Below are 26,629 nucleotides of genomic sequence, written 5' to 3'. Positions count from 1 at the left end.
AGACGCGGGCGCCGCGTGTTTGCCTGCGGCGCTTCGGACCCGGGTGCCGGACCCGGGTGCGGGATCCGCGGGGGATCTGCCAGGACCGTCGGCCCCTGCCGTCAGCACAAGGCGCAGGCCGCTCGCACTTGGGTGAGTGCCTGCCGCGCGAGTTCGGCGAAGTCGTCGCGGCTGGCCGTGCCCCTCCAGCGCTCGAAGGCGATCTCCCAGGCGAGCGCGCCCAGTTCGGCGGCTACGCGTGCGGTCAGGTCGGGGACGCCGCGGCGCTCGAGCGCGCCGGTCATCGTTGCGATGAGGCCGAGTTTTTTCAGTGCCTCGCGTTCCCGCAGTTCCGGGTTGGCGGCGATCACCGCCGACCTCCGGGCGCTGAACTCGCGTCGATCGGAGGTGAAGGCTTCCCTGCCGATCACCTCCAGGGCATGCGCTACCGCTTCGAGCGGGGCGGCCCCGGCGGGTGCGGTGTCGATCCCGGTGGCGAGCAGTCCGCTCATCGCGCCTCCGCCGAAGAGCACCTCTCGCTTGTCCCGGAAGTGCCGGAAGAAGGTGCTCTTCGTCAGCCCGGCGCGCTCTGTGATCTCGATGACCGTCGTGTTCTCGTAGCCCCGCTCCTCGAACAGTTCAAGGGCGGCGACGAGCAGTCGTTCGGGTGCGTGGGGTTGCCATCGGGCCATGGGCCCCATCGTACGGGCACGGGACTTGGTGCCGTCACTCATGTATGGTGATGGGACCAAGTCCCGTCACTGTGTCTGCTGGAGGTACACATGAGCCGAGCTGTTGTCTACGAGGCGTTCGGCGGCCCCGAAGTGCTGGAGCTGCGGGAGGCTCCGGAACCCCATGCCGGGCCGGACGAGGTCCGCGTCCGCGTCACGGCCGCCGGTCTGAACCCCATGGACTGGGGCATCGCCTCGCAGCCCGAGGCCGCGGCCCGGTTCGGCATCAGCGTGCCCTCCGGCTTCGGTTACGACTTCGCCGGGGTCGTCGACGAGGTCGGCGCCGGGGCCACGGGATTCGCCGTGGGTGACCGTGTCCACGGGGGCGCGCTGGGGCGGGCCGTTGCCGATTTCGTGGTGGTCAAGACGCCCATGGAGGCGGCCGAGTGGCTCTGGCGCACGCCGGAGGGCATCAGCGAGGAGGTGGCGGCGACGCTTCCGGTGGCCGGCCTGACCGCTGTCGCCGCGTTGGCGGCGATCGGCCTGGGATCCGGCGACACCGTCCTGGTCGGCGGCGCGGCGGGCGGCGTGGGCGTGTTCGCCGTACAGCTCGCGAAGCTCGCCGGTGCCCGGGTGATCGGGACCGCCGCGCAGGGCACGTTCGAGTTCCTGCGCCGGTTCGGTGCCGAGCCCGTGGCCTACGGCCCCGGACTGGCGGACCGGGTGCGGACCCTCGCCCCGGAGGGCGTGACTGCGGCAACCGACCTGTTCGGCACCGAAACGGCCGAGACCGCGCTCGCACTCGGGGTGCCGCCCGAGCGGATCTCGACGATCGCCGCGGGCCCCCATCCCCCCGGCGGCGTCCGCGCGGCCGGTGGTTTCGACGCGAGCCCGGACGCCATGACGCAGATCTGCGACGCGCTCCTCGCCGGGACGATCACCGTGCCGATCGCCGCGACCTTCCCGATCGAGGAGATCCGCGATGCCGTGACTCTGCAAGCCGGACGCCACGTCCACGGCAAGGTCGTGATCACGCTGCGGCCAGGCCCTCACTGAACACCGCGGCCCCGCGCCGCCCGCCGGGGCGAGAACCAGCACGCCTCTTTCAGAGACAGGAAATGGCCCATATGGGCAGATACCGCGTTCACCGGATAGAGCGCCTTCCCGCTTTCCCCGGCCCCCGGAAGCGGAAGCATCGAGGACTCCCGACCCGTTCGCGCACAGCGGCGACGTCTCCAACCCCTGTGTGAGATGCGGGTTCCAGTGCCGGATGCACTGCTTGGAGGCTTGGACGCCCTTGCTGCAGTTCTTCGTGAACGCTGTGACGTCGGCGACGTCCGGCTTTTGGGGGCCGGAGATGCGGGTGAGGGCGAAGGGGTCCCGTCCAGGCTTTCGGGGGCGGCGCATTCGACGCGAAGTGCCGCGCCTTTCCGGGAATACTGGAAGTCTCTTGTTCCCTTGAGGTCTTCCGGGGTCAGAGCAGTTCGACGTCCGCGAAGCACAGGTGGTCCTTGACCGCCGCCGCGGCAGGCAGGGGGTCGGGGTAGCCCCAGGCGACGTCCTCGGGGCCGTCGGGCAGCGACCAGTAGGAGGCGGTTCCCTTGAACGGGCAGATGGTGTGCGTCGAGGACGGGGTCAGCAGGTCGGTGCGCACGTCCTCGGGCGGCAGGTAGTAGCGGACCGGGTATCCCGTCTCCGAGAGCAGCATCGGCCTGCTGCTCTCGGCCAGCACCTGCCCGGCGACCGTCACCCGCACGTGCTCGCTGCCCCGCTCGACCTCGATCCGGTGCCCGGACCGTTGTTCTGACGCCATGACCGCTCCCGTCTCTCCGGCTGACCGCCGTTGCTCGCGCCGCTGTCCCGGCCGGCCGGCGGCTGCTCAGCGTCGCACACGGCCCCCGGGGGCGGGGCATGACCGGGCCGGGACACGGCAGGGCCGAAGTGGCAGGGCCCTCGGCGCGCGGGGCGGGTGGCGGCGCGGCGCGACACGGGCGTGCGGTGTGGCCGCGCCGAGCGGTGTGGCCCGCGCGAGCGGTGTGGCGGGAGGCCGCGCGCCGAGGGCGGGGGTCACTGCTTGCGGGCTACGACGGCCCCGTTGGCGCCCGCCGTGTCGAACCGGATCACACGCGGTTCCTCGAACCCGGCATCGGTGAGCCAGTCCTGGTACTCGGTCTCGGAGTAGTTCTTGCCTCCCTCCGTCTCCACGATCATGTTCATGCCCATCAGCGCTGCTGAGGCCGGGCCGGTGCGCTCCGGGTTGAGCAGCAGCTCGCAGATCACGATCGCGCCCCCGGGGGCCAGCGCCTCCCAGCACTTCCGCAGCAGCGCGCGGTTGGTGGTCTCATCCCAGTCGTGCAGGATCATGCTGAGCAGGATCACGTCATGCCCGCCGGGCAGCGGCTCATCCGTCATGAAGTCGCCCGCGACCGTGGCGATGGACTTCTCCAGTCCCGCCGCGCGGACCTTCTGCTCGGCCATGGCGCATACGTGCTCCAGGTCGAACACTGTCGCCGACAGATGCGGATAGCGCCGGCACAGTTGTACGGGATACCCGGCCGACCCTCCACCGACATCCAGCAGCCGACTGTGCGGGCCGAAGTCGTAGGCGTCCGCCAGTGCGTGCGCGGTGGAGGCCGAAATGGAGTGCAGGGACTCCCAGAAGAACTCCATCATCACGGGGTTCTCGGCCACGAACACCGAACCATGCGAGTCCGGGTCCCAGGTCAGCGGCCGGTCGGTGCGCATCGCGTCGACGATGCGGTGCCAGACCGGGTATTCACGCTGGTCGCAGTAGCGCACGAAGCCCCCGAAGTAGCGGGGCTTTCCCTCGACGAGGAACTCCTCCGACAAAGCGGAGTTGCGGTATTTCTCGCCGTCCTTTTCCAGCAGGCCGAGCGAGGCGCAGGCGGCCAGGAACATGTCCGCGGGCCGCTCCCGGATGTCCAGTTCGTCTGCCGCTTCTTCCAAGCTCATGGCGCGTCCGTCGGCCAAGCGCGTGAAGAGGCCGAGTTCGACTGCTGCGGCGAATGTCTTGAACCCCCAGAAGGCGGAGGTGAGTTGCATCAACGGAAGGGCCGAAGGTGTGTTGTCGGCTATGTCGGTCATATCCGCTCCGTGTGTTGCAGGGGAGCCCGCATGGGGCTGATGTGACTGATGCTTCCATATGTTGCCAAGGGGATATGCCCGTATCCCGAATGTGCGCGATGACGGCATCAGCACGGTTTCGCCCGGGAGATGCAGGCGCGAGGCGCGGCCTTGTGCGGTGTGACCGGTGCGGACACCGAGTTCCTCCGCGACGTCGTGACCGACGAACGCCGCTCCACCCTTATCGCCGCGACCCCCGTCGGCCGCCCCGGGGACCCTGACGGGGCGGGCGCCGTGGCCTTCCCCGTCCCCGGTGGCACGCGACATCACCGCGCGGGTGCTCAACGTCACGGGTACTCCACGTCAACAGCGTTGCATACAGCACGCGTTGAGGCAGGCGGCGGGGCCGGACCGTCGTCTCGGACGCGGCGCGACGGCATGTGGCCGGGCGGGGCGTGGTTCTGGTAGGGGTACGGCATGGATGCCGAAGGGAAGCCCGTCCCCGCCTCACCCCACTTACCGGCCACACCCCCCGCACGGAATGTTCCCGCGTTCTTGAAGCGGCTGCGGGAGCTGAAGGAGGAATCGGGCCTGACCCTGCGTCAGCTGGAAGAACGGGCCACCGCGGCGGGGGACTACCTGCCGCGCAGCACGCTCTCCCACATGCTCAGCGGCGGACGGCTGCCCCGGCCTGAACTGCTGACCGCCTTCGTCCGGGCCTGCGGGCGCGAGAAGGATGTCGCGGCATGGCTCAGCGCGAGGCAGGCCGTCGCCGCTGCCGGTGCCGCCGCGGAGGGCGGTGGCGACCCCGCCGGGGAGGGCGGTGGCGGCCCCGGAGGGGCTGGGCAGGAAGAAGAGGCCGGGCGGAGCGGGGAGGGCCGGGGTGGCGGTGCCGGTGCCGGCGGGTCCGCGCGCCGTCCGGGTACGGGGCCGGCCCGGGTGCGGGCACGGGGGCGGCTTCGGCAGGCCCGGGTGCTGGTCCCGGCGGCTGTTGTCGTCCTGCTCGCCGCCACGGCGGGAGTGCTCAGCGTGCGCGGCGACGAGTCCGGCGCTCCGCCCGACCGCACCACCCCCGCGGCGGACGGGTCCTCGGAGGGGGAGTCGTCCGGGGAGGCGGACGCCGAGCCGGCGCGCGCCGACGGCGAAGTGCCGCGCGGCGCCGTCCGAGTGCGTCCGTTGACCGCGCCGGGGCTGTGTCTGACCGACGGCAAGGTCCGCGACGGGCGCTACGACTCGCTGGTCGCAGTCCAGCGGCCATGCGGCCAGACGTCGCCGCAGACGACGGAGCTGCGCCCGGCGCCCGGCACCGCCCGCCACCGCGTCGAGTGGAACCACCCCGAGTTCGGCACCGGCTGCCTCAAGGTCCTCACCTCGGGGCCCGGCAAGGATCTGCTGGAGCCCTGGGACACCTGCAATCGCGCCGATGTCTTCCGGCTCGTCCGCGCGAAGGGCCGCCTGGTCTTCACGCTGCGTACCGAGGACGGCCGCTGCGTCGGCATCGCCCGTCCCGTCACCGCCGAGGGCTCGGAGGCGGTCGCACAGCCCTGCGCGTCCGGCCGCCACCAGAGGTTCCGCATCGAGTCCGCCGGTGAGTGACGGCCACGAGCCCGCTGCCGCGCGACATCGGCGCGACTGTTGGTGAGCCCGTTGGTGAGCGACGTCCGCGAGCGGTCACCGGCTGAGGTTCGCGTGCGTGGCCGCGGTCGGGCCGGGGCCGACGGGGCCGGACGGCTCCTGCGGGGGCCGGCCTGCCCTCACCCACCCCCGTGCCGGTGAGGGACGGCCGGCCGCCGTGGTGACGGGCGGATCCCGTGGTGCCGATCCTGCGCTGTGCCGGGCGAGAGAGGAACCGGAACGGGCTGTCCCGGACGGCCGTTCACCGTCCTCGCAGGTCGGCGGGGTGGCCGGAGCCTGTCCCGGACAGCGGCACCTGGATGCCGGCACCGGACAGCGGCACCTGGACGCCGGCACCGGACAGCAGCGCCCGGACGGAGGCGCCCGGACGGACGCGTGAAGCCGGGGCCGGGGGCGGGGGCGGGGGCGGGGGCCAGCGGGGGAGCAGGCCGCGGGTGACGGCGGCCTCGCGGACCTCTGTGTACAGCGCTGTCAGGGTCTCGCTCGCGGTCACGCGCGGCAGTTGGAGCCGGTCCAGCGCGGCGGCGTCCGCGCCGACATCGCCCCAGCCCTGCCCGGTGAGCAGCCGCATCAGTGCCGGGTTCAGCCGGTCGATGCCCCGTACGAGGCGGGCCTCGGGGGTCTCGCCGTCCTCGTACTCCCGCCAGAGCGCGAGCAGTTCGGGCCCCAGCGGTGCGGGCAGTGCCCCGAAGCGTTCGTGCGCCACGGCGTCTTCCAGGCGGGCCTTGTCGGCCGCGTCCGCCGTCGCGCCCGCTGTCGTGTCCGCCGTCGTGTCCGGTGTCGCGCCTGCCTTCGCGCTCGCCGCGTCCGGTCCGCCGGTCGCGTCCGCCGCGTCCGTGGGGCTCACCGTGCCCGCCGGGTCCGTGGACCAGGCGGAGGGGTCGCCGGCGTCGATCTCGACCAGGTCGTGCATCAGGCACAGCTTCAGCATTCTGGTCAGGTCGAGCGACAGCCCGCTCTCCCGCTCGAACTCCGCGTGCAGCACCCAGCTGACCATCGCCAGATGCCAGGAGTGCTCGGCGACCGACTCCTTGCGCAGTGCGGTCGCGTTGTTGTGCCGCCGTACCTCGCGGAGGCGGGCGGTGTAGGCGATGAAGTCGAAGAGCGGGTGCGGGAAGTTCGTCGAGTCCGTCATGGCAACGGGCACTGTAGCCACCGGGAAACCACTTGAACGACCGGGCGGTACGTGATGGGCTGCGCGACGTGTCCAGTCCCGAGGCGTCCAGACGGTAGCCACCGGTCATCCGGTGGCCCCTTTCGTGCCTGTCTGCCTCGGCCCGCTGCACGGGCCGTGATTCCCGCGGTGGTGCGCCGCGTTGCCCGGCTGGACGACTTCTCCTCGCATGACATGCGGACGGACGGCCCCTTCGTCATCTGTGACGTGTGCTGTGTCACGTGTGCTGCGTGATGCCTGATGTGTGCTGTGTGCTGCGTGATGCGGCACGCGTGACGCGAAGGCGTGCGGGGATGTCCGTGGACGTGTGTGTACGCGTGAAGACGTACGCGGTCGCGTGGGCTCTGTGAGTGAATCCCGCTTCCGTCCTTCCTCCTGCTCCTGGCCGTGAGCGCCTGCCGCATTCCTCGGCGATCCATGGTGATCGCGGAATTCGCGGAGTTTTCATGCCACTTGTTCTGTACGTCCTCGCGCTGGCCGTGTTCGCGCAGGGGACCTCGGAGTTCATGTTGTCCGGGCTCGTCCCGGACCTCGCCCGGGACCTGGGGGTCTCCCTCTCGTCCGCCGGCTTGCTGACCTCGGCGTTCGCCGGGGGAATGATCGTCGGCGCGCCGCTGATGGCGGTGCTCAGCCGGCGCTGGCCCAGACGCCGGGCGCTGCTGGGCTTTCTGGTCACCTTCCTGCTGGTCCACGTTCTGGGGGCCCTCACCAGCAGCTTCGCCGTGCTCGTCGGCACCCGGTTCGTGGGAGCGCTCGCCAATGCCGGATTCCTCGCCGTCGCCCTCACGGCAGCGGCCGGGATGGTCGCGCCGGATGCCAAGGGACGTGCCACCTCCGTCCTGTTGAGCGGCGTCACCCTCGCCTGCGTCGCGGGTGTGCCGGCGGGCGCGCTGCTGGGGCAGGCGTGGGGATGGCGCTCGGCGTTCTGGGCCGTCGCGCTCGTCTCCCTTCCGGCGGTGTTCGCGCTCCGCTCCCTTGACGAGCCCGGTGGGGGAGCGCCGTACGCGGGTGCCGGGAGCGCACGTGCGGTGTCCGCCGTCGGCGTCCGCCACGAACTCGCCGCGCTGCGCAGTCCGCGCCTCCTGGTCACCATGCTGCTGGGCGCGCTGGTCAACGGTGCCACCTTCTGCACGTTCACCTATCTCGCGCCGCTGGCAACCGGGGTCTCCGGGTTCGGCGCGGCCTGGGTGCCCGCGCTGCTCGCGCTCTTCGGCGTCGGCTCCTTCCTCGGCGTCTCGTTCGGCGGGCGCCTGGCGGACCACCGTCCGCTGCCGGTGCTGATCGTCGGCGGGGCGTTGCTCCTCGGCGGCTGGACGGTGTTCGCGCTCGCCGCGCAGAGCGCCGTGGCGACCGTCGTCCTCGTACTGACGCAGGGCACGCTGTCGTTCGCGGTCGGTACGACACTCATCTCGCAGGTGCTGTACGCGGCCGGCCGGGCACCCACGCTCGCGGGAGGCTTCGCCACTGCCGCGCTCAACGTGGGCGCCGCGCTCGGGCCCTGGGCCGGTGGCCAGGCCCTCGGCGGTTCCCTCGGCTACCGGGGTCCGCTGTGGGTCAGCGCTCTCCTGGTGGGCGTGGCCTTCGCCGTGGCGGGGACGGCCGTCGCGCTCCGCGGGAGGTGGTCGCGGCCGGGTGGGCCCGGGGCGGCGGTCAGACGGCCACGACGGTGATCTCTGTGGCCTTGACGCTGGTGAATACCTCGGAGCCCTCCGACAGGCCCAGTTCGGCCGCCGCCTGGGTGGTGATCTCCGCCACCAGGCCGGGGCCGTGCACCGGTGCCTCCTGCGCCGGTGATCCGGAGCGCCCGGCGGCCGGGCCGGGGGCGATCAGGACCCGCAGTCTGCTGCCGACCGAGGTGATCTCCCGTACCGTCCCCGGCCACACATTGCGAGGGCTTCCGCCGGGGCGCTCCCGGTGGACGGCGACGGCCTCCGGTGCGATGACGGCCAGAACCCGCGCGCCCTCCGCCACGGGCTCCGCGACCACGAGCCGTCCGCCGTCCGCCAGCGCGAGCGAGCCGTCGAACGCGCCCGTCCCGGTACCGGCCAGCGCGTTGCGCCCCAGCATCCGGGCCACCCAGGGGGAGCGCGGGTGCCGGGTGACCTCGGCCGGTGCGGCGTCCTGGACGGCTCGGCCGTCCTCCAGTACGAGCACGCGGCCGGCCAGCGAGACCGCCTCCACGGGGTCGTGCGTGACGATCAGACACACCCCGCCGAAACCGTCGAGGTGGCGGCGCAGGGTGTGCCGCACCTGGCCCCGCGTCGTCTGGTCGAGCGCGGCGAGCGGCTCGTCCAGGAGCAGCAGCCGGGGCCGGGCCGCCAGCGCGCGGGCCAGCGCGACGCGCTGGGCCTGGCCGCCGGACAGCTGTGCGGGTTTGCGGTGGCCCAGGTGTCCGACGCCGAGCCGCGCCAGCCAGCGCTCCGCCGCGCGGCGCGCCTCGGCGCGGGGGACGCCTTGGACGCGCAGCCCGTAGGCCGTGTTGGACAGCGCGCTCAGGTGCGGGAAGAGCGCACCGTTCTGAGGCACCCAGGCGACGCCCCGCCGGTGCGGCGGCAGCTCCGTGACGTCCGTCTCGCCGAGGGTGAGTTCCGCTCCGGCGCGTGGGGTGAGGCCGAGCAGGGCGCGCAGCAAGGTGGTTTTGCCCGCGCCGTTGGGGCCGACGACGGCGACGGTGGTCCCGGGTTCGGCGTCCAGCGTGAGCTGGGTGAAGCCGGTGACGCGCGCGTGGAGGGGCCAGCGCGCGGGCGCGGTCGCCCCTGGGGCGGGCGCGGTCGCCTCCGGGGCAGGTGCGGCGGGGCCGGCGGGGTCGGCGACCGGCGTGGCGGGTTCTTCGACGGGGAGGGCGGGGGCGTCATCGAGCGTGCCGGCTCCGTCCTCGGGGCCGGCGGGGATGGCGGCGCGTCCTGCGCCGCCGGGGCGGGCCATCCCGCCGGTCCACCGTCCGCGCAGCGCGACGAGTACGGCCATGGCGATGACGAGCAGCAGCAGGGAGACGGAGGTCGCGGCCTCCGGCTGGTCCTGGAGGAGCAGATAGACCTGGAGCGGCAGCGTCTGCGTCGTCCCCGGGAGGTTCCCCGCGAAGGTGATGGTGGCCCCGAACTCGCCCAGCGCCCGCGCCCAGGTGAGCGCCGCGCCGGCGGCCAGGCCCGGGGCGGCCATCGGCAGCGTCACGGTGAAGAACACGCGGACCGGCGAGGCGCCGAGGGAGGCGGCCGTCTCCTCGTAGGCGGGGCGCAGCCCGGCCAGCGTGCCTTCCAGGCTGATGACCAGGAACGGCATCGACACGAAGGTCGCCGCCACCACGGCACCCGAGGTGTGGAACGGCAGCACGATCCCGAAGGCCGACTCCAGCCACGGACCCAGCAGCCCCCGGCGGCCGAACCCCAGCAGCAGCGCCACACCGCCCACGGTGGGCGGCAGCACCATCGGCAACAGCACCAGTGAGCGCACCAGCGCCTTGCCGGGGAAGCCCACCCGGGCCAGCAGCCACGCCAGCGGCACGCCCAGCAGCAGCGAGAGCGCCAGGGCGCTGAAGGAGACCAGCAGTGAGAGCCGCAGCGCCGTGGTGACGCCGTCGCTGGTCAGATGGGTGCCGAGGGCGCCCCACTCCGTGCGCGCGAGGATGCCCAGCAGCGGCATCAGCAAGAACGCGACCGCCAGCAGCGCGGGGAGGGCGAGCGCCACGGGCGGGCGCGTACGGGGTGTACGGGGCACACGCGTCTGCGGCTTGTGGGGCGCGGGGCTCACGGCTTCTGGAAGCCGGCCTTGCGGAGCATCTTCTGGGCCTCGGGCGTGCCGAGCCACTTCACGAACGCCGCGGCCTCCTTGCCGTGCTCGGACTGCTTGAGTGTGGCCGCCGGGTAGGAGGCGACGGCGTTCTGGCTGTCCGGAATGCTGACCGCCGCGATCTTGTTGGGCGCGGTGGCGGCGTCCGTCTTGTAGACAATGCCCGCGTCGGCCTCACCGAGTTCGACCTTGCTGAGGACCGAGCGCACGTTCGTCTCCTGGGAGACCGGCTTGACCTTCAGCTTCTGCGCGTCCAGTACCTGCTTGCCGTAGCGGCCGACGGGCACCTCGGGGGCCGCGAGCACGACCTTCAGCTTGCTGTCGGTCAGGTCCTTGAGGGCCTTGACCTTCTTCGGGTTGCCCTTGCCGGTGGCGATGACGAGCCGGTTCTTGGCGATGACGGCCGGCTTGCCCGTCTCGCCCCTGAGCCCGTCCATGGTCCTGGTGTCGGCCGTGACCAGGGCATCGGCGGGTGCGCCCTGCTTGACCTGGGCCGCCAGCTCCTGGGACCCGGCGAAGGAGAACTTCACCTTCGTGCCCGGGTGTTCCTTCTCGTAGACCTTGCCCGCCGCGGTGAACACGTCGGTGAGGGAGGCGGCCCCGAGCACGGTCAGCTCGGTCCTGTCGCCCTTGCTCTGCGCCTTGCTTTTGCCCCCCTTGCCGTCTTTGCCGTCACTGCCGCAGGCGGCGAGCGTGACGAGGAGGGCACCGGCCGCGACGGTGGCGAGCGCGCGGCGCTGGATCAACGGGGACATCGGCATGGCGGAACTCCAGACAGAGCGGACGGCGGCCAGCGGGTGCGGGGTCGGTGGGGGAGGCCAGCGGGAGGAAGTGCCGGCGGGAGGGAGCGTCAGGGGGAGGGGGTGTCGATGTGCACGCTGGTCGACTTCACGCGGGCCGTGGCCTGCATGCCGACCCCCAGCCCGAGTTCCTCGACGGCCTCCCGCGTCAGCAGGGAGACCAGCCGGTGGGGGCCGGCCTGGATCTCGACCTGTGCCGCCACGTCGCCGAGCCTCACCGCCGTGACGATGCCGGGGAACGCGTTGCGCGCCGAGGTGTAGGGGACCTCGTCGTCGTCCCCGCTCTGGCCGATCTCGACGGAGAACGCGGCCAGATCCCGTCCGTCGATGAGCCGGCGCCCGCTCTCGTCGCGGTGGGTGGTGACCCGGCCGGCGTCCGCCCAGCGGCGTGCCGTATCAGGGCTGACCCCGAGCAGGCGTGCGGCCTGGCCGATTGTGTAGGACTGCATGTGCGTCAACGTAAGCGGCGGCCCCTCGCATCTGCAATGCGCTGCCTCCTTTTCTGTGGCAATTGCCAGCCCGCGTGGGAGAAACCCCCAACGCCCGCCCAGCCGTACGGCGGACTGATTCCCGGTCTGGCAATCACCAGGAGTATCGCGCACTACGCCCGGCATCTGCTAGGCAGGGGCCCTTATCGGGCTTGCAGATCGCGGCGCGCGCCTCGGTCCGGGCGCCGGGCGTCCGGCCCTGCTGGAAAAACGTCACCGGTTCAACCGGTGACGTTTTTCCAGGTCCCTCTGGCGCCCGGTGCGCCCATGCGTCCGGACCGGGGGCTGCCTGCGGGGCGGGGTTAGGTTGGCTGTGTGAGCGAGAGCATGGAGCGGCTGCGGGCGGATTGTGAGCGGTGCGTGGGGCTGTGCTGTGTGGCGCTGCCCTTCAGCGCCTCGGCGGACTTCGCGGTGAACAAGCCCGCCGACCGGGCGTGCGCCCATCTGACCGGGGACCACCGCTGCGGGATCCACTCCCGGCTGCGCGAGAGCGGCTTCCAGGGGTGCACCGTCTTCGACTGCTACGGCGCGGGCCAACGGCTCACCCGGCGCGCCGATCTCGCGCCGGGCCCGGAGATGTTCGCGGTCTTCCGGGTGACGCGCCGGCTCCACGAACTGCTCTGGCTCCTCACCGAGGCCGCGGACCTCTCCCCCGACAGCACCCCGGACAGCGCCTCGGACAGCAGTCCGGACAGCGCCTCGGACAGCAGTCCGGACAGCGCCTCGGACAGCAGTCCGCGAAGGGCGGGGGAGGACGCCGGGAAGCTGCGGGACGAGGTGGACGCGCTGGTGGACGGGGACGCGGACGCGCTGCTGGCCGTCGATGTGGACGCCCTGCGGGCCCGCGCCGGAGCGGTGCTGGAGGCGGTGAGCGCACGGGTACGCGCACCGTTCGGAGGGCGGGACCTGCGGCGGGCCGACCTGGCGGGCGCCCGGCTGCGGGCCGCCGGGCTGCGGGGTGCGGCGCTGCGGGGTGCGCTGCTGATCGCCGCCGATCTGCGGGGCGCCGACCTGCGTACGGCCGACCTGCTGGGCGCCGACCTGCGGGACGCCGCGCTGCACGGCGCCGACCTGACCGGCGCCCTCTTCCTGACCCAGCCTCAACTGGCCGCCGCGCGGGGCGACTCCACCACGGCGCTGCCCGCGCACCTGACCCGCCCCGGCCACTGGCCCGCCCGTCACCCGCCCGGGCAGCATGAGCCCGCGCGGCACATGCGCGAGCGGCGGCACGGGAAGTCCACCCCGGACGACGACGGCGACGGCGGGAGGAACGGCAGTGATCGCAGCGGGTTCACAGGGCGCGGCGGACGCGGACAAGGGGCACGGCGCGGGCGAGGCGGACGCGGGCGCGGGGGAGGCTGAACACCCCGGCCGACGGGATCGGGGTCGGGGTCGGGGCCGGGGGCGGGACCGGCGGGAGCCGGAGATGAGCTGCGGCGGCGGAGAGGGAGAGGCGGCTCGCCTCTACGCGAGGGCGGTGGACTCGTTGCTGTTCTTCCGGGGCGATGTCGCCGACTCCGTACGGGCACTGCGCGAGGTGGCCCCGAAGAGCCCGATGGGGCACGCCTTCGCGGCGTACATGGGACTGCTGGGCACCGAACCCGGCCCGGCGGCCGTGGCCCGGGAGGAGTTCGCGCGCTTCCGGGCCGGCGCGGACCAGAGCGCGTTCACCGCGCGCGAGCGGGCCCACCTCCAGGTGGCATCCGTATGGCTCGCGGGAGACCTGGCACGCGCCGGGGACCTGCTGTGGGAACTGTCGGTGCGCTGGCCGTGCGACACCCTCGCGCTCGTCGTCGGACACCAGATCGACTACTTCACCGGCAACGCGGACCGGCTGCGCGACCGTATCGCCGGGGCGCTGTCCGCATGGGACGAGGACGATCCGCACTACGGGCCGCTGCTGGGCATGTTCGGCTTCGGCTTGGAGGAGTCGGGGCAGTACGCGCGGGCCGAGCAGGTGGCGCTGTCCGCCGTCGCCCGGAACGCGGGGGACGTGTGGGGCATCCACGCCGTCGTGCACGCGCTGGAGATGCAGGGCCGGTTCGCCGAGGGCATCTGCTACCTCGACGCCCGCGTCCACGACTGGGGCGCGGGCAACATGATGGCCGTGCACAACTGGTGGCACTACGCCCTCTACGCGCTGGAGGCCGGGGATCCCGCCCGTGCGGTGGAGATCTACGACGCCAGCCTCCAGCACGCCGACTCCAAAGGACTCGCCCTCGAACTGCTGGACGCCTCCGCGCTGTTGTGGCGGCTGGGCCTCGACGGGGCGCACGAGGCCATCGGGGACCGGTGGGGCCCGCTTGCCGACGCGTGGGCCGCGCGCGGCGACGGCCCGCATTACGCCTTCAACGACACGCACGCCGTCATGGCCTACCTCGGTGCGGGCCGACTGCGCGAGGCCGAGGCGCTGGTCCACGAGCGCGCCGAATGGGCGGCGCGGCCCCGGCCCGGAGTCACCAACCACGCCATGACCGGTCAGATCGGGCTGCCGGTGTGCCGGGCGCTGGTCGCGTTCGCGCAGGAGCGGTACGAAGACACCGTTGACCTGCTGCTGCCGCTTCGCCACCGGCTCCAGACGTTCGGCGGCAGTCACGCCCAACGGGACGCCGTACAGCGCACGTTGGTCGAGGCGGCGCTGCGCGCCAAGCGGTGCGCGCTGGCGCGCACCCTGCTCAGCGAGCGGCTCCAGCTGCGGCCCAGCAGCCCCTACAACTGGCTCGGGCGGGCGCGGCTGGCCGAAGAACTGGGCGAGGCCGCCGTCGCGGCGACGGCACGTGCGAAGGCGGCGGCCCTGGCGGCGCCCGCCCGCGACGCCCTCGCTCCCCGCGAGTCCACGGCCTCGCGGTAGCTGCCGGGCCCCCGACCCCCGCCCCGACCCCCGGGCCCGGATGCCCGGACTCCCGGATTCCGTGCTCCGGCGCACACCCGTCCATTATATGAAGAACCCGGATCAGTTATTCATCCAAGCTCATGCGGGGAACGCCTTTCGTGAGAAGAATTTCCACGAAGGGGGCGGGAATTGACGAAGGCCGACGACCTGCTCACGGGCCGGATTCGGGTGGCCCGTGCGCGCGGTCGGCTCTTTCTGGCCGGGGGACGCGCCGCGCTACGGGACACCGGACGGTCCGCGGCGTGGGTGCAGCTCAATCTCCGGCCGGTGCCGGGAGCGGAGGCCCGCCATTTCCTCTACGGCCAACTCGTCTCCACGGCACGGGAATTCCTCGGTTCGGAACGGGCGCGGAATTTCTTTTTCATGCACAAACAGCCCGGCATTCGCGTGCGCTTCGAGGCTTCGACAGGTGAGGCGGAACCCTTGCGTTCCGCGCTGTCGCGCCGGTTCGCGCGCAGTGAATGCCTGAGTGCGGCGCCGGTGTGCGTGGTCTACGAGCCCGAGCACTATCTGTTCGGCGGCCACGCCTCCATGCCGTATGTACACGACCTGTTCACGCTCGACTCGCTCGCCTGGCTGGACCACCACCTCCAGCACCCGGGAAAGCAGGGTCAGTTGACCGGGTGGCGGCACTCCTTGCTCTTGCTGCGGGAAGTCTTCACCGGCCTCGGCATCGTCGGCTGGGAGCACCGGGGCGTGTGGGAAATCATTCGCACTCAGGCCGGCCGGGGCGTGCGCCCCGCAGCGCTCGCCGACACGGACCGGTCCGCACGGCAGCGCGCGGCCCAGGGCATCGTGGAGCGCTGGCGGATGACGCGTGAGGACGCGCTGAAGGACTTCCCGTCCGCGCGCGGAGCCACCCTCGCCCGTCATGCCGAGGCCATGCTGCTGGCGGCGGACCGGTGGCGCACCGGCTACTTCGAGGCGGGCGAGGCGACGATCGGCCCCCGCGTGGCCGCCGCGTACTTCACCGTCTTCCACTGGAACCGCGGCCTCGTCTCCCTGGCCCGGCAAGGGCTGTTGGCCGACGCGCTCGCCGACGAGGGGAGCCGGTATGTCGCCGCACGGAGTTGAGACCCGCGCCGGGCCGGGCGCGCGGTCCTCGTCCGCCTCACCCGCCCTGTCCGCCCCGTCCGACTCCTCCGCCTTGTGCGCCGGAGCACGGGTGGACTCGGAGCCGGTAGGGGCTCTCGGACTGGTCCGGGCGGGCGGGGCCGGGATGGGGGTGTGGGGGGCTGTGGGGAACGCGAGCGTGTTCGAGCGCGCCCTGCACCTGTGTGAGCAGGACGAAGAACTCGCGGACAGAGCACGGGAGTTGGGCGCACGACTCGGCGAAGAGGTGGTGCCGGACGACCGGCTCGCCGTCGAGGAGCGGCGGGCCGTGCTCGCGCTGCGCCGTACGCTGCACGCGGGCACCGCGCCCGGAACCCCCGGAACCCCCGAGAACCCCGCGGGCCCTGGCGACACGGCCGCGCGGCGCCTGGTGGGCGAGGGGATCGCGCCGCTGGCGCCCGCGCTGGCCCGCGAACTGGACGAACTCGCCCGCGATGCCGCCTCGTTGTGCCGCGAACACGACCGCTTCGAGCGCGTCGTCGCCGCCGAGCGCGAGCGCGCCGGGACGCTGCTGGTGACGCTGTTCCGCTCGGATCCCGTACTGCGGGACTTCGTGGAGCGCGCCTCGCCCCGCGTCGTCGCCGACCTGGAGCGGCGCGCGGCGGCGGGCGAACCGTGGGAAGGCAAGCGGCAGCGCAAGGGAACCGGCTACCTGTGGCGGGCGCTGGGCCGGGCCGCCGCCAAGACGACACCCCGGGACTGGATCGGGCAACTCGCCGTCGTGCCCGTACACGCCGAACCCGCGACCGTACCCGCCACCGAGTCTGCGATCGAGCCCACCGCCGGGCCCCGCTCGCCGGACGCGGAGTGTCCTGCCGCGCTGCTGCACGGTGCGCCGGCGCTGGAGGAGGTCGCCGCGCGGATGACGGAGAACGTCCATCTGCTGTGGACGGACCTGCGGAACGCGGATCTGCGCGCGGCCGGCCCCGGGACATCGATCGCGCTCGCGCCGCTGCACCACCTCGTGGGCGAGCCGGGCACCGGACACCTCCACTGCTGGGTCGTGGACCCGACCGTGCAGGGCGCCCGGCTGCGCCGGCTCGCGCTGCGCCGCACTCCGCCGCTGGAGGCGGTCATCAGCCTGCTCCGGGCCGGGCCCCGTGCCCTGGCCGGACTGGAGGAATCCCTCACCGGCTCCGCCGAGCGGACCGTACTGCGCGGCTTCCTCGCCCACTTGCACCGAATGGGTGCCCTCCAGGTCTGCGCGGGTCCCGAGGCCCGGCAGCTCGACTGGACGGTTGCCGGAGGGAGTTACAAGCCCGCCTCCTTCCGGCAGCTGTCCTCCCCGCCCGGCCCCCACTCCGGGGCCGCGCCCGGCCGCCACTCCGGGGCCGCGCCCGGCCGCCACTCCGGGGCCGCGCCCGGCCGCTACTCCGGGGCCGCGCCCGGGTCCGGCCCCGCGGCCGCGCCGCGATCCCGTGGGGAGGCCGCCGCCGGATCCCGCCCGGAGACCGTCCCCGGCCCCCGGGCCGACGCCCCGCAGCCGCTGCCGCCCCTGGTCACCGGAGGCCAACGGGAGCCCAGAGGCTGGTTCCTGGACTCCTACCGGAGGCTGGCGGCAGGCGCCGGGCCGAGCCGCGGAGCCGTGGCGCGGGTCGCCGAAGGAGTGCGGCTCGCCCGGCGGCTCGCGGCGCTGCGGACCCGGGACAGGCCCCCGGGCGCCAGATGGCGGGAGTGGGAGGAGGCCGCTTCGATCGGCCCCGAACCCCGTTTCGTCGTACAGATCATGGCCGAGCACCTGCCGGGCGACGGCGGCCCGGCACCCGCCCCGCGCGGCCGGACCCGCTACGGCGGGTGGGAGCCCGCGCGCACCTCCGACTCGGGGTACGGGCGGCTGCTGGCCCACATCGGCGCACACCTGGACGCGGAAGAGGTCGATCTGGACGTCGCGCTGCTCGACGCGCTGGGTGCGCCCCGGGTTCCGGGCGTACTGGAAGCCTGGCCGGCGGACTGCCTGCTGCGTCCCCTCCCGCCCCTCCCGCCGGTCCTGTCCACCCCGTCAGCTGTGTCAGCCCCCTCAGCCCCCTCAGCCGCGCCGACCGGCCCCGGTACGGGCACCGGCCCGCATGCCGGGGCGGGGCCGCTCGCCGTGCTGGAGACCGTCTCGCCCGCGGGGATGGTGGACGCGCGGTTCGCCGAGGCGCTCTCCGCGCTGCACGGGGGAGAGCAGGGGAGCGGCGCCGGGCACGCCGACGCCGCCGCGTACCGCAACCCCGCCGTCTACCGCGACTTCCTGGCGGCCTTCGAGCGGAAGGCCGGTGTGCGCTTCGTCGAGGTGCTGCTGCCGCCGCTGGCCGAGGCCGCCGCCAACGCCGTACGGCGCCCGGTGCTCACCTCCTGGTGCACGGGCGACCCCAACACCGCGCTCTACTACCCCGGCACCGGCAGCGAGTCCCGCGCCGGAATCGGCGGTCCGGCCGAGGCGGGCTCCCGCTCCGGCCTTCCGGCCGCCGCCACACACCTCCCGCTCGACCGTCTCACCCTCCGCAGTGCGGGTGATGTGTTGATCGCGGAGGCCGACGGGGTGCGGGTCCTACCTGTGCACCACGCCACCCGCACCCCGGCTCCCCCCTACGACGGGCTCCTGCGGCTGCTGACCGCGGCGGGCCACCCGGCCACCTCGTACGCGGTACAACTCGACGGGCTGGCCGCCGCGTTCCCCCGGGCGCCGCGCGTGCCCCGGCTGACGGTCGGCGGCGTGCTGGTCGTCAGCCCCGCGCAGTGGCGGGTGCCCCGGGCGGACCTGTGGCGCCCCGGCGAGCCGGAGGCGGCCAAGGTCACGGCGCTCGCCAGGCTGCGCCGTTCGGCCGGGCTGCCGCGCTTCGCCTACGTACGGCCGGAGCCCGCCGCCAAGCCGCTCCCGGTGGACCTCGCCGCGCTGCCCGTGTTCCAGGCGCTGGAGCGGCTGTGCCAGGCCAGTCCAGGTGAGGACCTGATCTTCGAGGAGGCGCTGCCGGGCCCGGACGCACCCGCGCTGCGCGACCGCCGCCGTGGTCCCGGCCCCGCTCGTGGCCCGGACCCAGACGCCGACGCCGACACGGACGACGGCACCGACGAAGGCCGCGCATTCGAAGGTGTGGCCGGGGAGTTGCTGTTGCGCCTGCCGCACGACCGCACAGCTTCGGAACTGGCGTGCCTGGCTCACGCCGCCTGGCGCGGCGTGCCCGACCCCTCCGGCCCACGGCCGCCAGACGACGGTGCGCCGGGGTGGACACCACAACCGCAGTGACAAGGAAAAGGAGATCACCATGCCCGAGCCGCTCGGCGCGACCGAAATCAACCTCGACAGCCTCATCGACGACCTCGACGCCAGGATCATGGAGACCGACCTGCCGGGAACGTCCGTGGACAGCGGGGTCTGTAGCAACCTCTGCTCCATCGTGATCTGCCAGACCGCGGTGATCTGCTGACCTCACCGTGCTCGCCGGCCCGCCCCGGCGCCCCGCACCGGGGCGGGCCCCCGCGCGAGAGCGCGACCGACGGACGTCAGGGGAGGAACGCGATGTCACAGCAGGCCCTTCCGGACACGAGCACGCGGGACCGGGCGCGGGCGATGGCGGTGCGCGTCGCCGTCGAGGCCCTGGACGCGTGGGCCGACCGGGTACGACGGGAGCACCAGGAACACGAACACCGCCAACTCGCCCAGGGGGCAGGGAGGTTGGCGGTCCGTGCGAACGAGGGCCGCGCGAACGGCGGGCGTGTGGACGGCGGGCGTGCGGACGACGCCCGCACGGGCGGCGGCCCCGTCACACCAGCCTCATCCGAACGCCCCGTTGTACCAGCCTCATCCGAACGCCCCGTTGCACCAGCCCCATCCGAACGACCCGTCGCACCGGACCCATCCGAACGTCCCGTCACGCCGTCCCCACCCGATCCCGCGCATCTCGAACACCCCGGGGACCCCGGGGTCCCCGTACTGGCGCGGCTGCTCGCCGAGGTGGGCGGGCCCGACGAGCGGGCCGTGGCAGCGCGCGCGACCGCCGTCTGGGTACGCGGGGCCGGTCGAGGGCCCGGACACCTGGGGCTGTATGACGGCGGGCTGTCGGGCACGCTCGTCGGGCTGCGGGCCTCGGCCGCGCTCCACCCGGGAGTCGGCGGCGTCGCCGACCGGCTGCACGAGCGGCTGCTGGACCGTCCCGTCGGCGAGCCGCGCCGCTACGGCGCCGTCACCTTCCCGGACTACGACCTGATCCTCGGCCCCGCGGGCACGCTCCTCGCCCTCACCACCGAGGGCCCGGAAGCGGGTCCGCGAGGGGGTACGGAAGCGGGCCCCGGGGCGGGCCCGGGAAAGGCGGAGAGAGCGTGCGAACTCGCCCCGTTCGCCGCCCACTTGGCCGCACTCTGCGACGCCGCCGAACTGCCCGGACTGCGCGCCCACTACCCCGGACACGCCCTGCTGGGCTGGCTGCACGGGCGGATCAACACCGGGATGGGCCACGGCGTCGCCGGGGTGGCCTCGGCGCTCTCCGCCGCCGTACGGCGGCTGGGGCCGCGCCCCGAACTGGCCGGCGCGCTGGTCCACATCTGCCACTGGCTGCGGCGCGAGTCCTACGAGGACGCCCGGGACATCCGCACCTGGAGCGGCGCCGGACTCGACGACGCCCCGCTGCTGGCGGGCGCGGACGCCCGCCAGGCGTGGTGCTACGGCACGCCCGGAGTCGCCTGGGCGCTGTGGGACGCGGCCGACGCGCTGGGCGACGGGGAGACGGCCGGATGGGCGGCCGATGCCTTCACCTCGCTGGCCGACGGTTACCACGAGGGCTTCCACCTCTTCGGCGACCACCCCGGGGACCGGCTCGGACTGTGCCACGGCGCCGCCGGGGTGCTGGCCGTCGCGGACGCCTTCCACCGGCATGCCGCGCTGAGCGCCGCCACCGAACTGCGCGCCCGCATGCTGCGCCATCTGCTGGCCGCGGAGGACGAGTTGCGCGCACTGGGGCGGGAGCGCACCGGGCTGCTCACCGGGGTGGGCGGTGCGCTGGCCGCGGTCCTGACGTCAACCGGCGCGAGCGGCACCTGGCTGCCCTGCCTGGGCCTGCGCTGAGGGCGCGCCGCGCGCCGCCCGGAGCCCGGAGCCCGCCGCCCGGAGCCCGGCACGTCGGCCCGTGCCCGGCGGCCGACGTAGCCCCGCCGACGGCCTGCCGGGCTTGCCACCCGCCTGTGGCGCCGTCGGACCCCCGGGCTGGACCCCGTACTAGACACATGTACGTTACATTCATGAGCCGTGTCCTCTCGTGGGATCTCCCCGTGCCCGCCGCCGGGCGCCGCCAACCGCTCCGGTTCGGCTACGTAGTGCTGCGCGGTATCGCGCAGGTGGACTTCATGCCGAACGCCGCATGCGGCGTCTTCTTCGTCGCCGCGCTGTTCGCCGCCGGATGGCAGTACGGGCTGTACGCGCTGGTGGGCACCGTCGTGGGCACGGCCGCCGCGTACGCGCTGGGTGTCGAGCGGGAGCGGATCGGCGCGGGGCTCGAAGGGTTCAACGGGTGCCTCGTGGCGGTCGCGTTCGCGGTCTTCCTCGGGCCCGGGTACGCCTCGACGTGGGTGATGGCGGTGGCGGGCGCGGCCGTGGCGACCGTGGTGACCGGCGCGCTGGTCAACCTGCTCCGCCCGTGGTCGATGCCCACCTTCACGCTGCCGTTCTGCCTGATAGCCAGCGTGGTGACGATCGCGGCGCCCGGGTTCCGCCGCGTCTGGCACGAGGGCTCCTCCCTCTCCGCGCTGCCCCGCTCCGCCTCCGGGCCCGCCACGCTGGACTGGGGCGACGCGGTGCACGCCTTCTTCGCCAACGTCGGCCAGATCTTCTTGATGCCGCAGTGGTACGTGGGCCTGCTCTTCTTGCTGGGGATCTTCGTCGCCGACGTGGTGGCCGGGCTGACCGCGTGCTTGGGCAGCGTCGTCGGCATCGCCACGGCGTGGGCACTGGGCGCGCCGACCCCGGGGGTCAGCGAAGGGCTGATGGGCTACAACGCGGTGCTCGTCGCCATGGCGCTGGGCGCGGTCTTCCTTCAGCGGGGCGCCTGGAGCCTGCTGTACGCGGCCGTCGGCGCCGCCGCCTCGACGGTGCTGACCGTCGCCGTCACCTCGTTCTTCTCCCCCTTCGGCGGCCACACCCTCACCTGGCCCTACATCCTGACCACGCTGGTCTTCCTGGCCGCCGTCCCCTCATTTCCCCGGCTGCGCCCGGCACCGGACCCGGCCTGATCCCGGCCCGTGTGATCGATGCGGACGAGGGTTTTCAGCGCGACCTCTTCGCGCCTTTCGAGGGCGTGCCACCGTGAAGGGGCTTCGCCCTGGGCGGGGGCCCCGCTGCGGCCGAAGAGCCGGCGGCCTGAGTCGGCGGGTTCGCCTGGCCGGAAGCCGGTCTCATCGAGGCCGCGGAGAATCCGTTCCACGCCGCGAGTTGGTCAGGAGTGGATTGGGCACTTCGATCGTAGGGCGCGTTGGTGCCCGGCGCCTGACTTTCTGTGCTGTCGCGCGGTGACGGTCCTGCCTGCGCCTCGGCGAGTTCCTCCATCCGCCGAACTTCTTCCGGGCTCAGGGTGGCCGGCTTTATTTCGGTGGCCGCTTCTCTTTTGGCCTTCTTGCTTCTGCCGAAGATTCCCTTGAGGGCTTTTCGGAAGCCGGTCGGCTTCGGCGGCCTGTCGCCTTGCCCGTCAGTCGGATGTCCCGCCATGGCCAAGTTCTCCTGTCCGGTCGCTCAGTTCATACGGACCCGCAACGTGCAACGGAAGTGGAGGGGGAACGGTTCAGAACCTGAGGGGGAAGCGGCATGCCAGGGCGAGCTTCGGCCACGTCGGGTGTGGACCCGCCGGAGCAGCCAGGCGCGGGGCGTCGGGGCGCCGGTGACGGCACCGTCTACTTGAGCCTCCTGCGCTTGTTGCCGCTGTTCGCGTTCGGGTTCGCGTTCGGGTTCGCGTTCGACACCGGGGGTCGCTCGCGCGGGAAGAGCTGGGCGGTCGAGACGCCCTGCGGACCCCTGCGCAGGCCGCCCGAGGCGGTGGCGTGGGGCGGTCGCCCCGATGGGCCCAGTGTCCTCCGGGACGCCCAGGCGGCACTCGCCACATTCGAGTGAGAGTCGTCCCGGCCGTACTTGGCTTTCCACGTATCGGCGTATCCCTTGATGGTCGGGTCCTGACGGTGGGCCTGCCACCACTCGGCGTACGCACGCATGTTGCCGTCCTCCTGGGCGCGCGCGCCGTGCGCGGCGGGCTCGCCGCGCTTCTCGGAGAACTCGGCGTAAGCCTCTGCGTAGAGGTGGCGCAACTGGTCGTATGCCGTTGCCTGGCCGCGCATGGCGCGCGCCGCCGCCTGATGGACGCGGTCCGGCGTCGCCTCGTGGTCCAGCTGCATGAGTCTGGCTTTTACCTTGTCAGAGGCGTTCGGGTTGTCCTTCGTCCAGAGTTGGTTGTTGTTCCGGTCGAACGACTCGATCCTGGCGACGAATTCGGGCTTCACCCCCTTCCACTGGCCGACTTCCCCCCGCTCGACCTTGCTCGGCGCGGCAAGGGAGGTCACGAAGTCGTAGCCGCCGGGGCCGAGTACGGTGCGCCGGTGGGAGACACCCGAGACCGGGTCCTGGGCCCAGGAGGGCTTGGCCTTCGGATCCGGGTTACGGGTGAGGCTGACCAACGCGGAATCCGAGGGCCGGTTCTGGTGCTGCTGGAGACTCCGGGGAGCCAGACCGTTCTTGGCGGGGATCCCTTGGCTGAAACTGATGGCCGGGTCCGCCGGAGGACGCCAGTCGTACAGCGGCGCCTGGTCCTCCCTGTAGGTGCGCGGGGCGCCTGCGAAAGGCCCGGTTCTGGCCACCGGAAGCTGGTCCGGAGGAGGACCGTACTTGGAGGAGCCGAAACCCGTCCCCGGCTGCGGGGTCCAGGTGGTGGCCCGCCCCGTATCCTGCGCCTGTTGTATTACGGCTTCCGGGACAGTGGCGTCTGTGTGCTCCGGCTCCTCCGTGAAGGAGGCCGCGTCATCCGAAACATATCCATCGGATCCGACGTCGGAATAGTCCGGTTGTGGGTCCTTCGGGATGGGAGGTTGTTGTGGAGTGGTCACGGCTGGTCGCCCCCTTGCCGCCAATGGGTTCCGGCAGTGGAGTATTCGCCTGGCAGGCCGCCAGAGCGGCTCCCCACTTACCTCTTCGGTCCGTACAACGAGGTGTCGGTGAAATTGGTTCAACGGGCAACGCTGCCCCGACGATAAATGAGGCGCTCTCGGTCGCCCCGCGTAACCAGTCGACTCCGGGGTGAATCCGGGAATTTGAGGGGTGTATCCGTATCGGGGGCGTTGTCATTCATGGATGCGCCCTCGTATGCGGCCGGCCCCCTGGCGTCGGAATCGGCCCTAGGAATTGAGGCTCGTCAGACATCGGTGATGTGTACGCGTTCGCCCTGCTTCCCGTAGATGGCGATGGTCTCGGCGGGCATGTCGTCTCTGGCATTGCCGATCCAGTGCGGCTCATCCGTGCTGAAATCCGCCGCCTCACCGGCTGTCAATTCCGTGCGGGTGCCGGAGAGTACGAGTTGCACCGTCCCGCTCAGCACGTAGAACCATTCCCGGCCGGGATGCGAATGGAACTGCGGGGGCGGCAGTTGCGACACCGGGGGGTAGAGGACTTTGTACGCCTGTAGGCCGCCGGTCGGCATGCCGAGCGGCACGAACGTCAGCCCGTGTTTGCGGACCGGGCGCAAATGCACCCGTGGATCGCCGGTCGGGGGCGCCGAGACGAGTTCGTCCAGCGGGACCGCATAGGCGCGGGCGAGCGGGAGGAGCTGTTCCAGTGTGGGGCGGGTCTGTCCGCGCTCGATCCGGGAGATGGTGCTGGGGACAAGGCCCGTCTGCGCGGCCAGTTCGGTCAGCGTCACGCCACGGGTCCGGCGGAGCGACCGCAATCTCGGGCCGACGTTCCGGAGCACCGCCTCATCATCGTCCAACACGATTCCGGCCTCTCCGTCCGGGCGGGTTTTGCAATCCTGCAAAAAACCGCGCAGTCGCGCAACAGCGGGTGCGACTGTCGGCGCATGACACAGACACAGCGATTCGGCCGTCGTCTCCCGTGGTATCGCGTACTCGGCACCGGCGCACTCGTCCTGGCGGTCGGCACGGGCGGCGCCCTCGCATGGAACGCCCCGGACGTCGCGGCCTCGCCCCCGGCCGCGGCCTCTTCCGCGAACGCCTCGCCGACTTCGTACGACGCGGCCACGAAGAGTGGCCGAGACGTCGGCAAGACGTTCCAGCACGCGTTCGCGAAGGTCCGCGACGTGCGCATGCACTACGTCACGGGCGGTAGCGGCCCCGCCCTGGTGCTTCTGCACGGCTGGCCGCAGACCTGGTACGAGTGGCACAAGATCATGCCCGCTCTCGCCAAGCACCATACGGTCTACGCACTGGACCTCCCCGGCCTGGGCGACAGCGAGGGAGCCCCGCCGAGTTTCGACAAGAAGACGCTGGCGCGGTATGTCCACGGGTTGCTGCGCGACCGGATCGGGCTCAAGCAATTCGACCTGGTCGCGCACGACCTCGGTGCCGGAGTCGGATTCCAGTACGCCTCGCAATTCCCCGATCAGGTCAAGTCCTACGTACACATGGACTACCCCCTCCCGGGGCGGAAACTGCCCGCCGCGCAGTACCGCTCCTTCTCCTGGCACATGGCATTCAACAGCCAGAAGAAAATCCCCGAGCAGCTCGTCGACAACCGGGGTGACGTACGTGAATACCTGACGGGTTTCTATCCCCAAGTCGCCTTCGGGGGATCGGCGTTCGGCGGCACGCGGACCGAATCCCCGTTCACCAGGGCGGAAACCGACGAATACCTCCGCACCTACAGCCGCCCCGGAGTGCTGCACGCCGGATTCGAGCTGTACCGCACCCTGGATAAGGACGAGCGCGACAACATCGCGGCCCGCTCCGTGAACACCCGCACGCTGCTGCTCACCGCGACCGGCTCGCTCGCCGCCACCCGGCCGACCCTGGAGCCGAAGCTGACCCGCATCACCCGCGCCGTCGAGATCCCCAAGTCGGGGCATTGGCTCGCCGAGGAGAACCCCGAAGCCGTGACGCGCGAAATTCTCGCCTTCACGGGCAAGGACACATAGATGAGCGGTTCGGCCAGGGCGAGGAGGGACGTGCTGGCGAGGAGGGACGTGCTGGCGAGGAGGGGCGTGCTCACGAGAGGCCCCGCAGTGTGTCGAGTGCATCGAGGTCGGCCTTGAGCCAGTCGGGGGCCAGCGGGTGGTCGGCCATCTGCCGGGCATGGGGGACGCAGGCTTTGACGGTGCAGCCGGGCCCGGACTGGCCCATCACGTAGGCCACGGCCATCACTTGTGGGACGCGCTGGTCGCAGCGGCAGCGGAATCCAGGCTGGACGAGGTGGTCCAGGTCGCGCGGTAGCGGTGCGGGGCCGGTCACAGATTCACCGGCTTCGGTCGGGCGGCCACCAGCTCCAGGGCCGTGTGCAACTGTCTGTCCAGTTCGCCGGGGTCGGCCAGTACGTGGGCCCGGGCCTTCTCGGGGCTGGTCTTCCACGCGGCGCGCAGGAGTTCCGACCGGACCGCGAGGGGGCCACCGCCGTGCGGGTACAGGGCTCGCGCCAGGACGCGTAGGAGGGCGCGGTGCGGGTCGTAGCGATGCTCGGTCACGGGCGGGCTTTCTTCTTGGTGGTGCAGCCGCAGCGGCACCGGATGATGGTGGTGGGGACGCCGCCGTGGTGCTTTTCGGTCAGCTTCACGACGGTCAGCGGCTTGTCGCAGACGGGGCATCGGCCGCACCATCCCTGCCGCCACGGTGCGGCGGTCGGGTCACGTGGCATTGCGCTCACGCCCCCCTGCGGCAGCGGGGGCAGGCGCACGGCGGGTACGCCAACGGCCGCGAGAGCGGCATGGGCTGAGTGGTCTCGTCCTCGCGGACCCGCCGCTTCGGGCTCCAAGTGCGGCCGGAGTCGCGGGAGACGCGGATCGTCATCGTCGTCACCGCCGCACCCCCGGGATGTGGGTTCCTCGGAGTTC

23 protein-coding genes are annotated in these 26,629 nt (G+C 72.6%); 11 read left to right on the top strand and 12 right to left on the bottom strand.

The genetic code is table 11. The annotated features are described in order from the left end of the window. Positions 1 to 101: 101 nt before the first annotated feature. Entirely contained in the window at positions 102 to 671 is a 570-nt protein-coding gene (locus tag ABD339_RS05135) for a TetR/AcrR family transcriptional regulator (protein ID WP_344562615.1), read from the bottom strand. 90 nt (positions 672 to 761) lie between these two features. On the opposite strand from ABD339_RS05135, the gene ABD339_RS05130 reads away from it, so the two are divergent. After that, the gene (locus ABD339_RS05130; RefSeq protein WP_344562613.1) at positions 762 to 1,706 is read left to right on the top strand and encodes an NADP-dependent oxidoreductase; all 945 of its coding nucleotides are present in this window, start codon (positions 762 to 764) and stop codon (positions 1,704 to 1,706) included. Between the two features lie 418 nt (positions 1,707 to 2,124). Here ABD339_RS05130 and ABD339_RS05125 read toward each other — a convergent pair whose 3' ends face one another. Both ABD339_RS05125 and ABD339_RS05120 read right to left on the bottom strand, forming a co-directional pair. Further along, positions 2,125 to 2,463, bottom strand: coding sequence for a DUF427 domain-containing protein (locus ABD339_RS05125; protein WP_344562611.1), 339 nt, complete (start codon positions 2,461 to 2,463; stop codon positions 2,125 to 2,127). A gap of 254 nt (positions 2,464 to 2,717) precedes the next feature. Beyond that, on the bottom strand, positions 2,718 to 3,755 hold the full coding sequence (locus ABD339_RS05120; RefSeq protein WP_344562609.1) for a methyltransferase: 1,038 nt from the start codon (positions 3,753 to 3,755) through the stop codon (positions 2,718 to 2,720). A gap of 456 nt (positions 3,756 to 4,211) precedes the next feature. Here ABD339_RS05120 and ABD339_RS05115 point away from each other — a divergent pair, with 456 nt between their 5' ends. Further along, complete coding sequence (locus tag ABD339_RS05115; RefSeq protein WP_344562607.1) at positions 4,212 to 5,330, top strand: helix-turn-helix domain-containing protein; 1,119 nt, start codon at positions 4,212 to 4,214, stop codon at positions 5,328 to 5,330. A 280-nt stretch (positions 5,331 to 5,610) separates the two neighbouring features. Here ABD339_RS05115 and ABD339_RS05110 read toward each other — a convergent pair whose 3' ends face one another. Beyond that, positions 5,611 to 6,504, bottom strand: a complete 894-nt coding sequence (locus ABD339_RS05110) for an HD domain-containing protein (RefSeq protein ID WP_344562605.1) — start codon at positions 6,502 to 6,504, stop codon at positions 5,611 to 5,613. Positions 6,505 to 6,989: 485 nt separating this feature from the next. Here ABD339_RS05110 and ABD339_RS05105 point away from each other — a divergent pair, with 485 nt between their 5' ends. Further along, positions 6,990 to 8,213, top strand: coding sequence for a Cmx/CmrA family chloramphenicol efflux MFS transporter (locus tag ABD339_RS05105; RefSeq protein WP_344562603.1), 1,224 nt, complete (start codon positions 6,990 to 6,992; stop codon positions 8,211 to 8,213). Here ABD339_RS05105 and ABD339_RS05100 read toward each other — a convergent pair. The 3 genes from ABD339_RS05100 to ABD339_RS05090 all read right to left on the bottom strand — a co-directional run bounded on the left by ABD339_RS05100 (position 8,194) and on the right by ABD339_RS05090 (position 11,578). After that, positions 8,194 to 10,182 (bottom strand): ABC transporter permease, encoded by a 1,989-nt coding sequence (locus ABD339_RS05100; protein WP_344563063.1) that lies wholly within the window; start codon positions 10,180 to 10,182, stop codon positions 8,194 to 8,196. The two genes, ABD339_RS05105 and ABD339_RS05100, sit on opposite strands and share 20 nt — an antisense overlap. Positions 10,183 to 10,286: 104 nt before the next feature. Continuing rightward, on the bottom strand, positions 10,287 to 11,084 hold the full coding sequence (gene modA / locus ABD339_RS05095; RefSeq protein ID WP_344563062.1) for a molybdate ABC transporter substrate-binding protein: 798 nt from the start codon (positions 11,082 to 11,084) through the stop codon (positions 10,287 to 10,289). Between the two features lie 95 nt (positions 11,085 to 11,179). Further along, positions 11,180 to 11,578, bottom strand: coding sequence for a TOBE domain-containing protein (locus tag ABD339_RS05090; protein ID WP_344562601.1), 399 nt, complete (start codon positions 11,576 to 11,578; stop codon positions 11,180 to 11,182). Between the two features lie 354 nt (positions 11,579 to 11,932). Here ABD339_RS05090 and ABD339_RS05085 point away from each other — a divergent pair, with 354 nt between their 5' ends. From ABD339_RS05085 to ABD339_RS05055, 7 genes are all read left to right on the top strand, one after another. Beyond that, a complete protein-coding gene (locus ABD339_RS05085; protein ID WP_344562599.1) occupies positions 11,933 to 12,979 on the top strand; it encodes a pentapeptide repeat-containing protein in 1,047 nt (348 codons plus the stop codon). A gap of 64 nt (positions 12,980 to 13,043) precedes the next feature. Then, positions 13,044 to 14,468, top strand: a complete 1,425-nt coding sequence (locus tag ABD339_RS05080; RefSeq protein WP_344562597.1) for a tetratricopeptide repeat protein — start codon at positions 13,044 to 13,046, stop codon at positions 14,466 to 14,468. Between the two features lie 171 nt (positions 14,469 to 14,639). Beyond that, positions 14,640 to 15,584 (top strand): thiopeptide-type bacteriocin biosynthesis protein, encoded by a 945-nt coding sequence (locus ABD339_RS05075; protein ID WP_344562595.1) that lies wholly within the window; start codon positions 14,640 to 14,642, stop codon positions 15,582 to 15,584. Between the two features lie 178 nt (positions 15,585 to 15,762). Next, on the top strand, positions 15,763 to 18,852 hold the full coding sequence (locus tag ABD339_RS05070; RefSeq protein WP_344562593.1) for a lantibiotic dehydratase: 3,090 nt from the start codon (positions 15,763 to 15,765) through the stop codon (positions 18,850 to 18,852). Between the two features lie 19 nt (positions 18,853 to 18,871). Continuing rightward, positions 18,872 to 19,033 carry a hypothetical protein gene (locus tag ABD339_RS05065; RefSeq protein ID WP_344562591.1) on the top strand — a complete coding sequence of 54 codons (162 nt, stop codon included), beginning with the start codon at positions 18,872 to 18,874 and terminating at the stop codon, positions 19,031 to 19,033. A gap of 92 nt (positions 19,034 to 19,125) precedes the next feature. Next, positions 19,126 to 20,667, top strand: coding sequence for a lanthionine synthetase LanC family protein (locus tag ABD339_RS05060; RefSeq protein WP_344562589.1), 1,542 nt, complete (start codon positions 19,126 to 19,128; stop codon positions 20,665 to 20,667). A 173-nt stretch (positions 20,668 to 20,840) separates the two neighbouring features. Then, positions 20,841 to 21,827: an urea transporter gene (locus tag ABD339_RS05055; RefSeq protein WP_344562587.1), complete on the top strand. Its 987-nt coding sequence runs from the start codon at positions 20,841 to 20,843 to the stop codon at positions 21,825 to 21,827. Positions 21,828 to 22,481: 654 nt separating this feature from the next. Here ABD339_RS05055 and ABD339_RS05050 read toward each other — a convergent pair. Together ABD339_RS05050 and ABD339_RS05045 are read right to left on the bottom strand one after the other, a co-directional pair. Beyond that, complete coding sequence (locus ABD339_RS05050) at positions 22,482 to 23,435, bottom strand: hypothetical protein (RefSeq protein ID WP_344562585.1); 954 nt, start codon at positions 23,433 to 23,435, stop codon at positions 22,482 to 22,484. A gap of 551 nt (positions 23,436 to 23,986) precedes the next feature. After that, positions 23,987 to 24,604, bottom strand: a complete 618-nt coding sequence (locus tag ABD339_RS05045; RefSeq protein WP_425575885.1) for a helix-turn-helix domain-containing protein — start codon at positions 24,602 to 24,604, stop codon at positions 23,987 to 23,989. Positions 24,605 to 24,646: 42 nt separating this feature from the next. On the opposite strand from ABD339_RS05045, the gene ABD339_RS05040 reads away from it, so the two are divergent. Next, complete coding sequence (locus ABD339_RS05040) at positions 24,647 to 25,720, top strand: alpha/beta fold hydrolase (protein WP_344562581.1); 1,074 nt, start codon at positions 24,647 to 24,649, stop codon at positions 25,718 to 25,720. 70 nt (positions 25,721 to 25,790) lie between these two features. On the opposite strand, the gene ABD339_RS05035 is transcribed toward ABD339_RS05040, so the two are convergent. The 3 genes from ABD339_RS05035 to ABD339_RS05025 are packed head-to-tail and all read right to left on the bottom strand — an operon-like array spanning position 25,791 to position 26,433. Continuing rightward, positions 25,791 to 26,033, bottom strand: coding sequence for a hypothetical protein (locus ABD339_RS05035; protein WP_344562577.1), 243 nt, complete (start codon positions 26,031 to 26,033; stop codon positions 25,791 to 25,793). Beyond that, positions 26,030 to 26,263, bottom strand: a complete 234-nt coding sequence (locus ABD339_RS05030) for a hypothetical protein (RefSeq protein ID WP_344562575.1) — start codon at positions 26,261 to 26,263, stop codon at positions 26,030 to 26,032. Before ABD339_RS05030 ends, ABD339_RS05035 begins: the two co-directional genes overlap by 4 nt. Next, complete coding sequence (locus ABD339_RS05025; protein WP_344562573.1) at positions 26,260 to 26,433, bottom strand: hypothetical protein; 174 nt, start codon at positions 26,431 to 26,433, stop codon at positions 26,260 to 26,262. The genes ABD339_RS05030 and ABD339_RS05025 overlap by 4 nt, the downstream gene beginning before the upstream one ends. Positions 26,434 to 26,629: the final 196 nt, after the last annotated feature.

This window comes from Streptomyces axinellae (assembly GCF_039532135.1).
Classification (GTDB): Bacteria; Actinomycetota; Actinomycetes; order Streptomycetales; family Streptomycetaceae; genus Streptomyces; species Streptomyces axinellae.
This window is presented reverse-complemented; position numbering and strand designations above follow the sequence as displayed.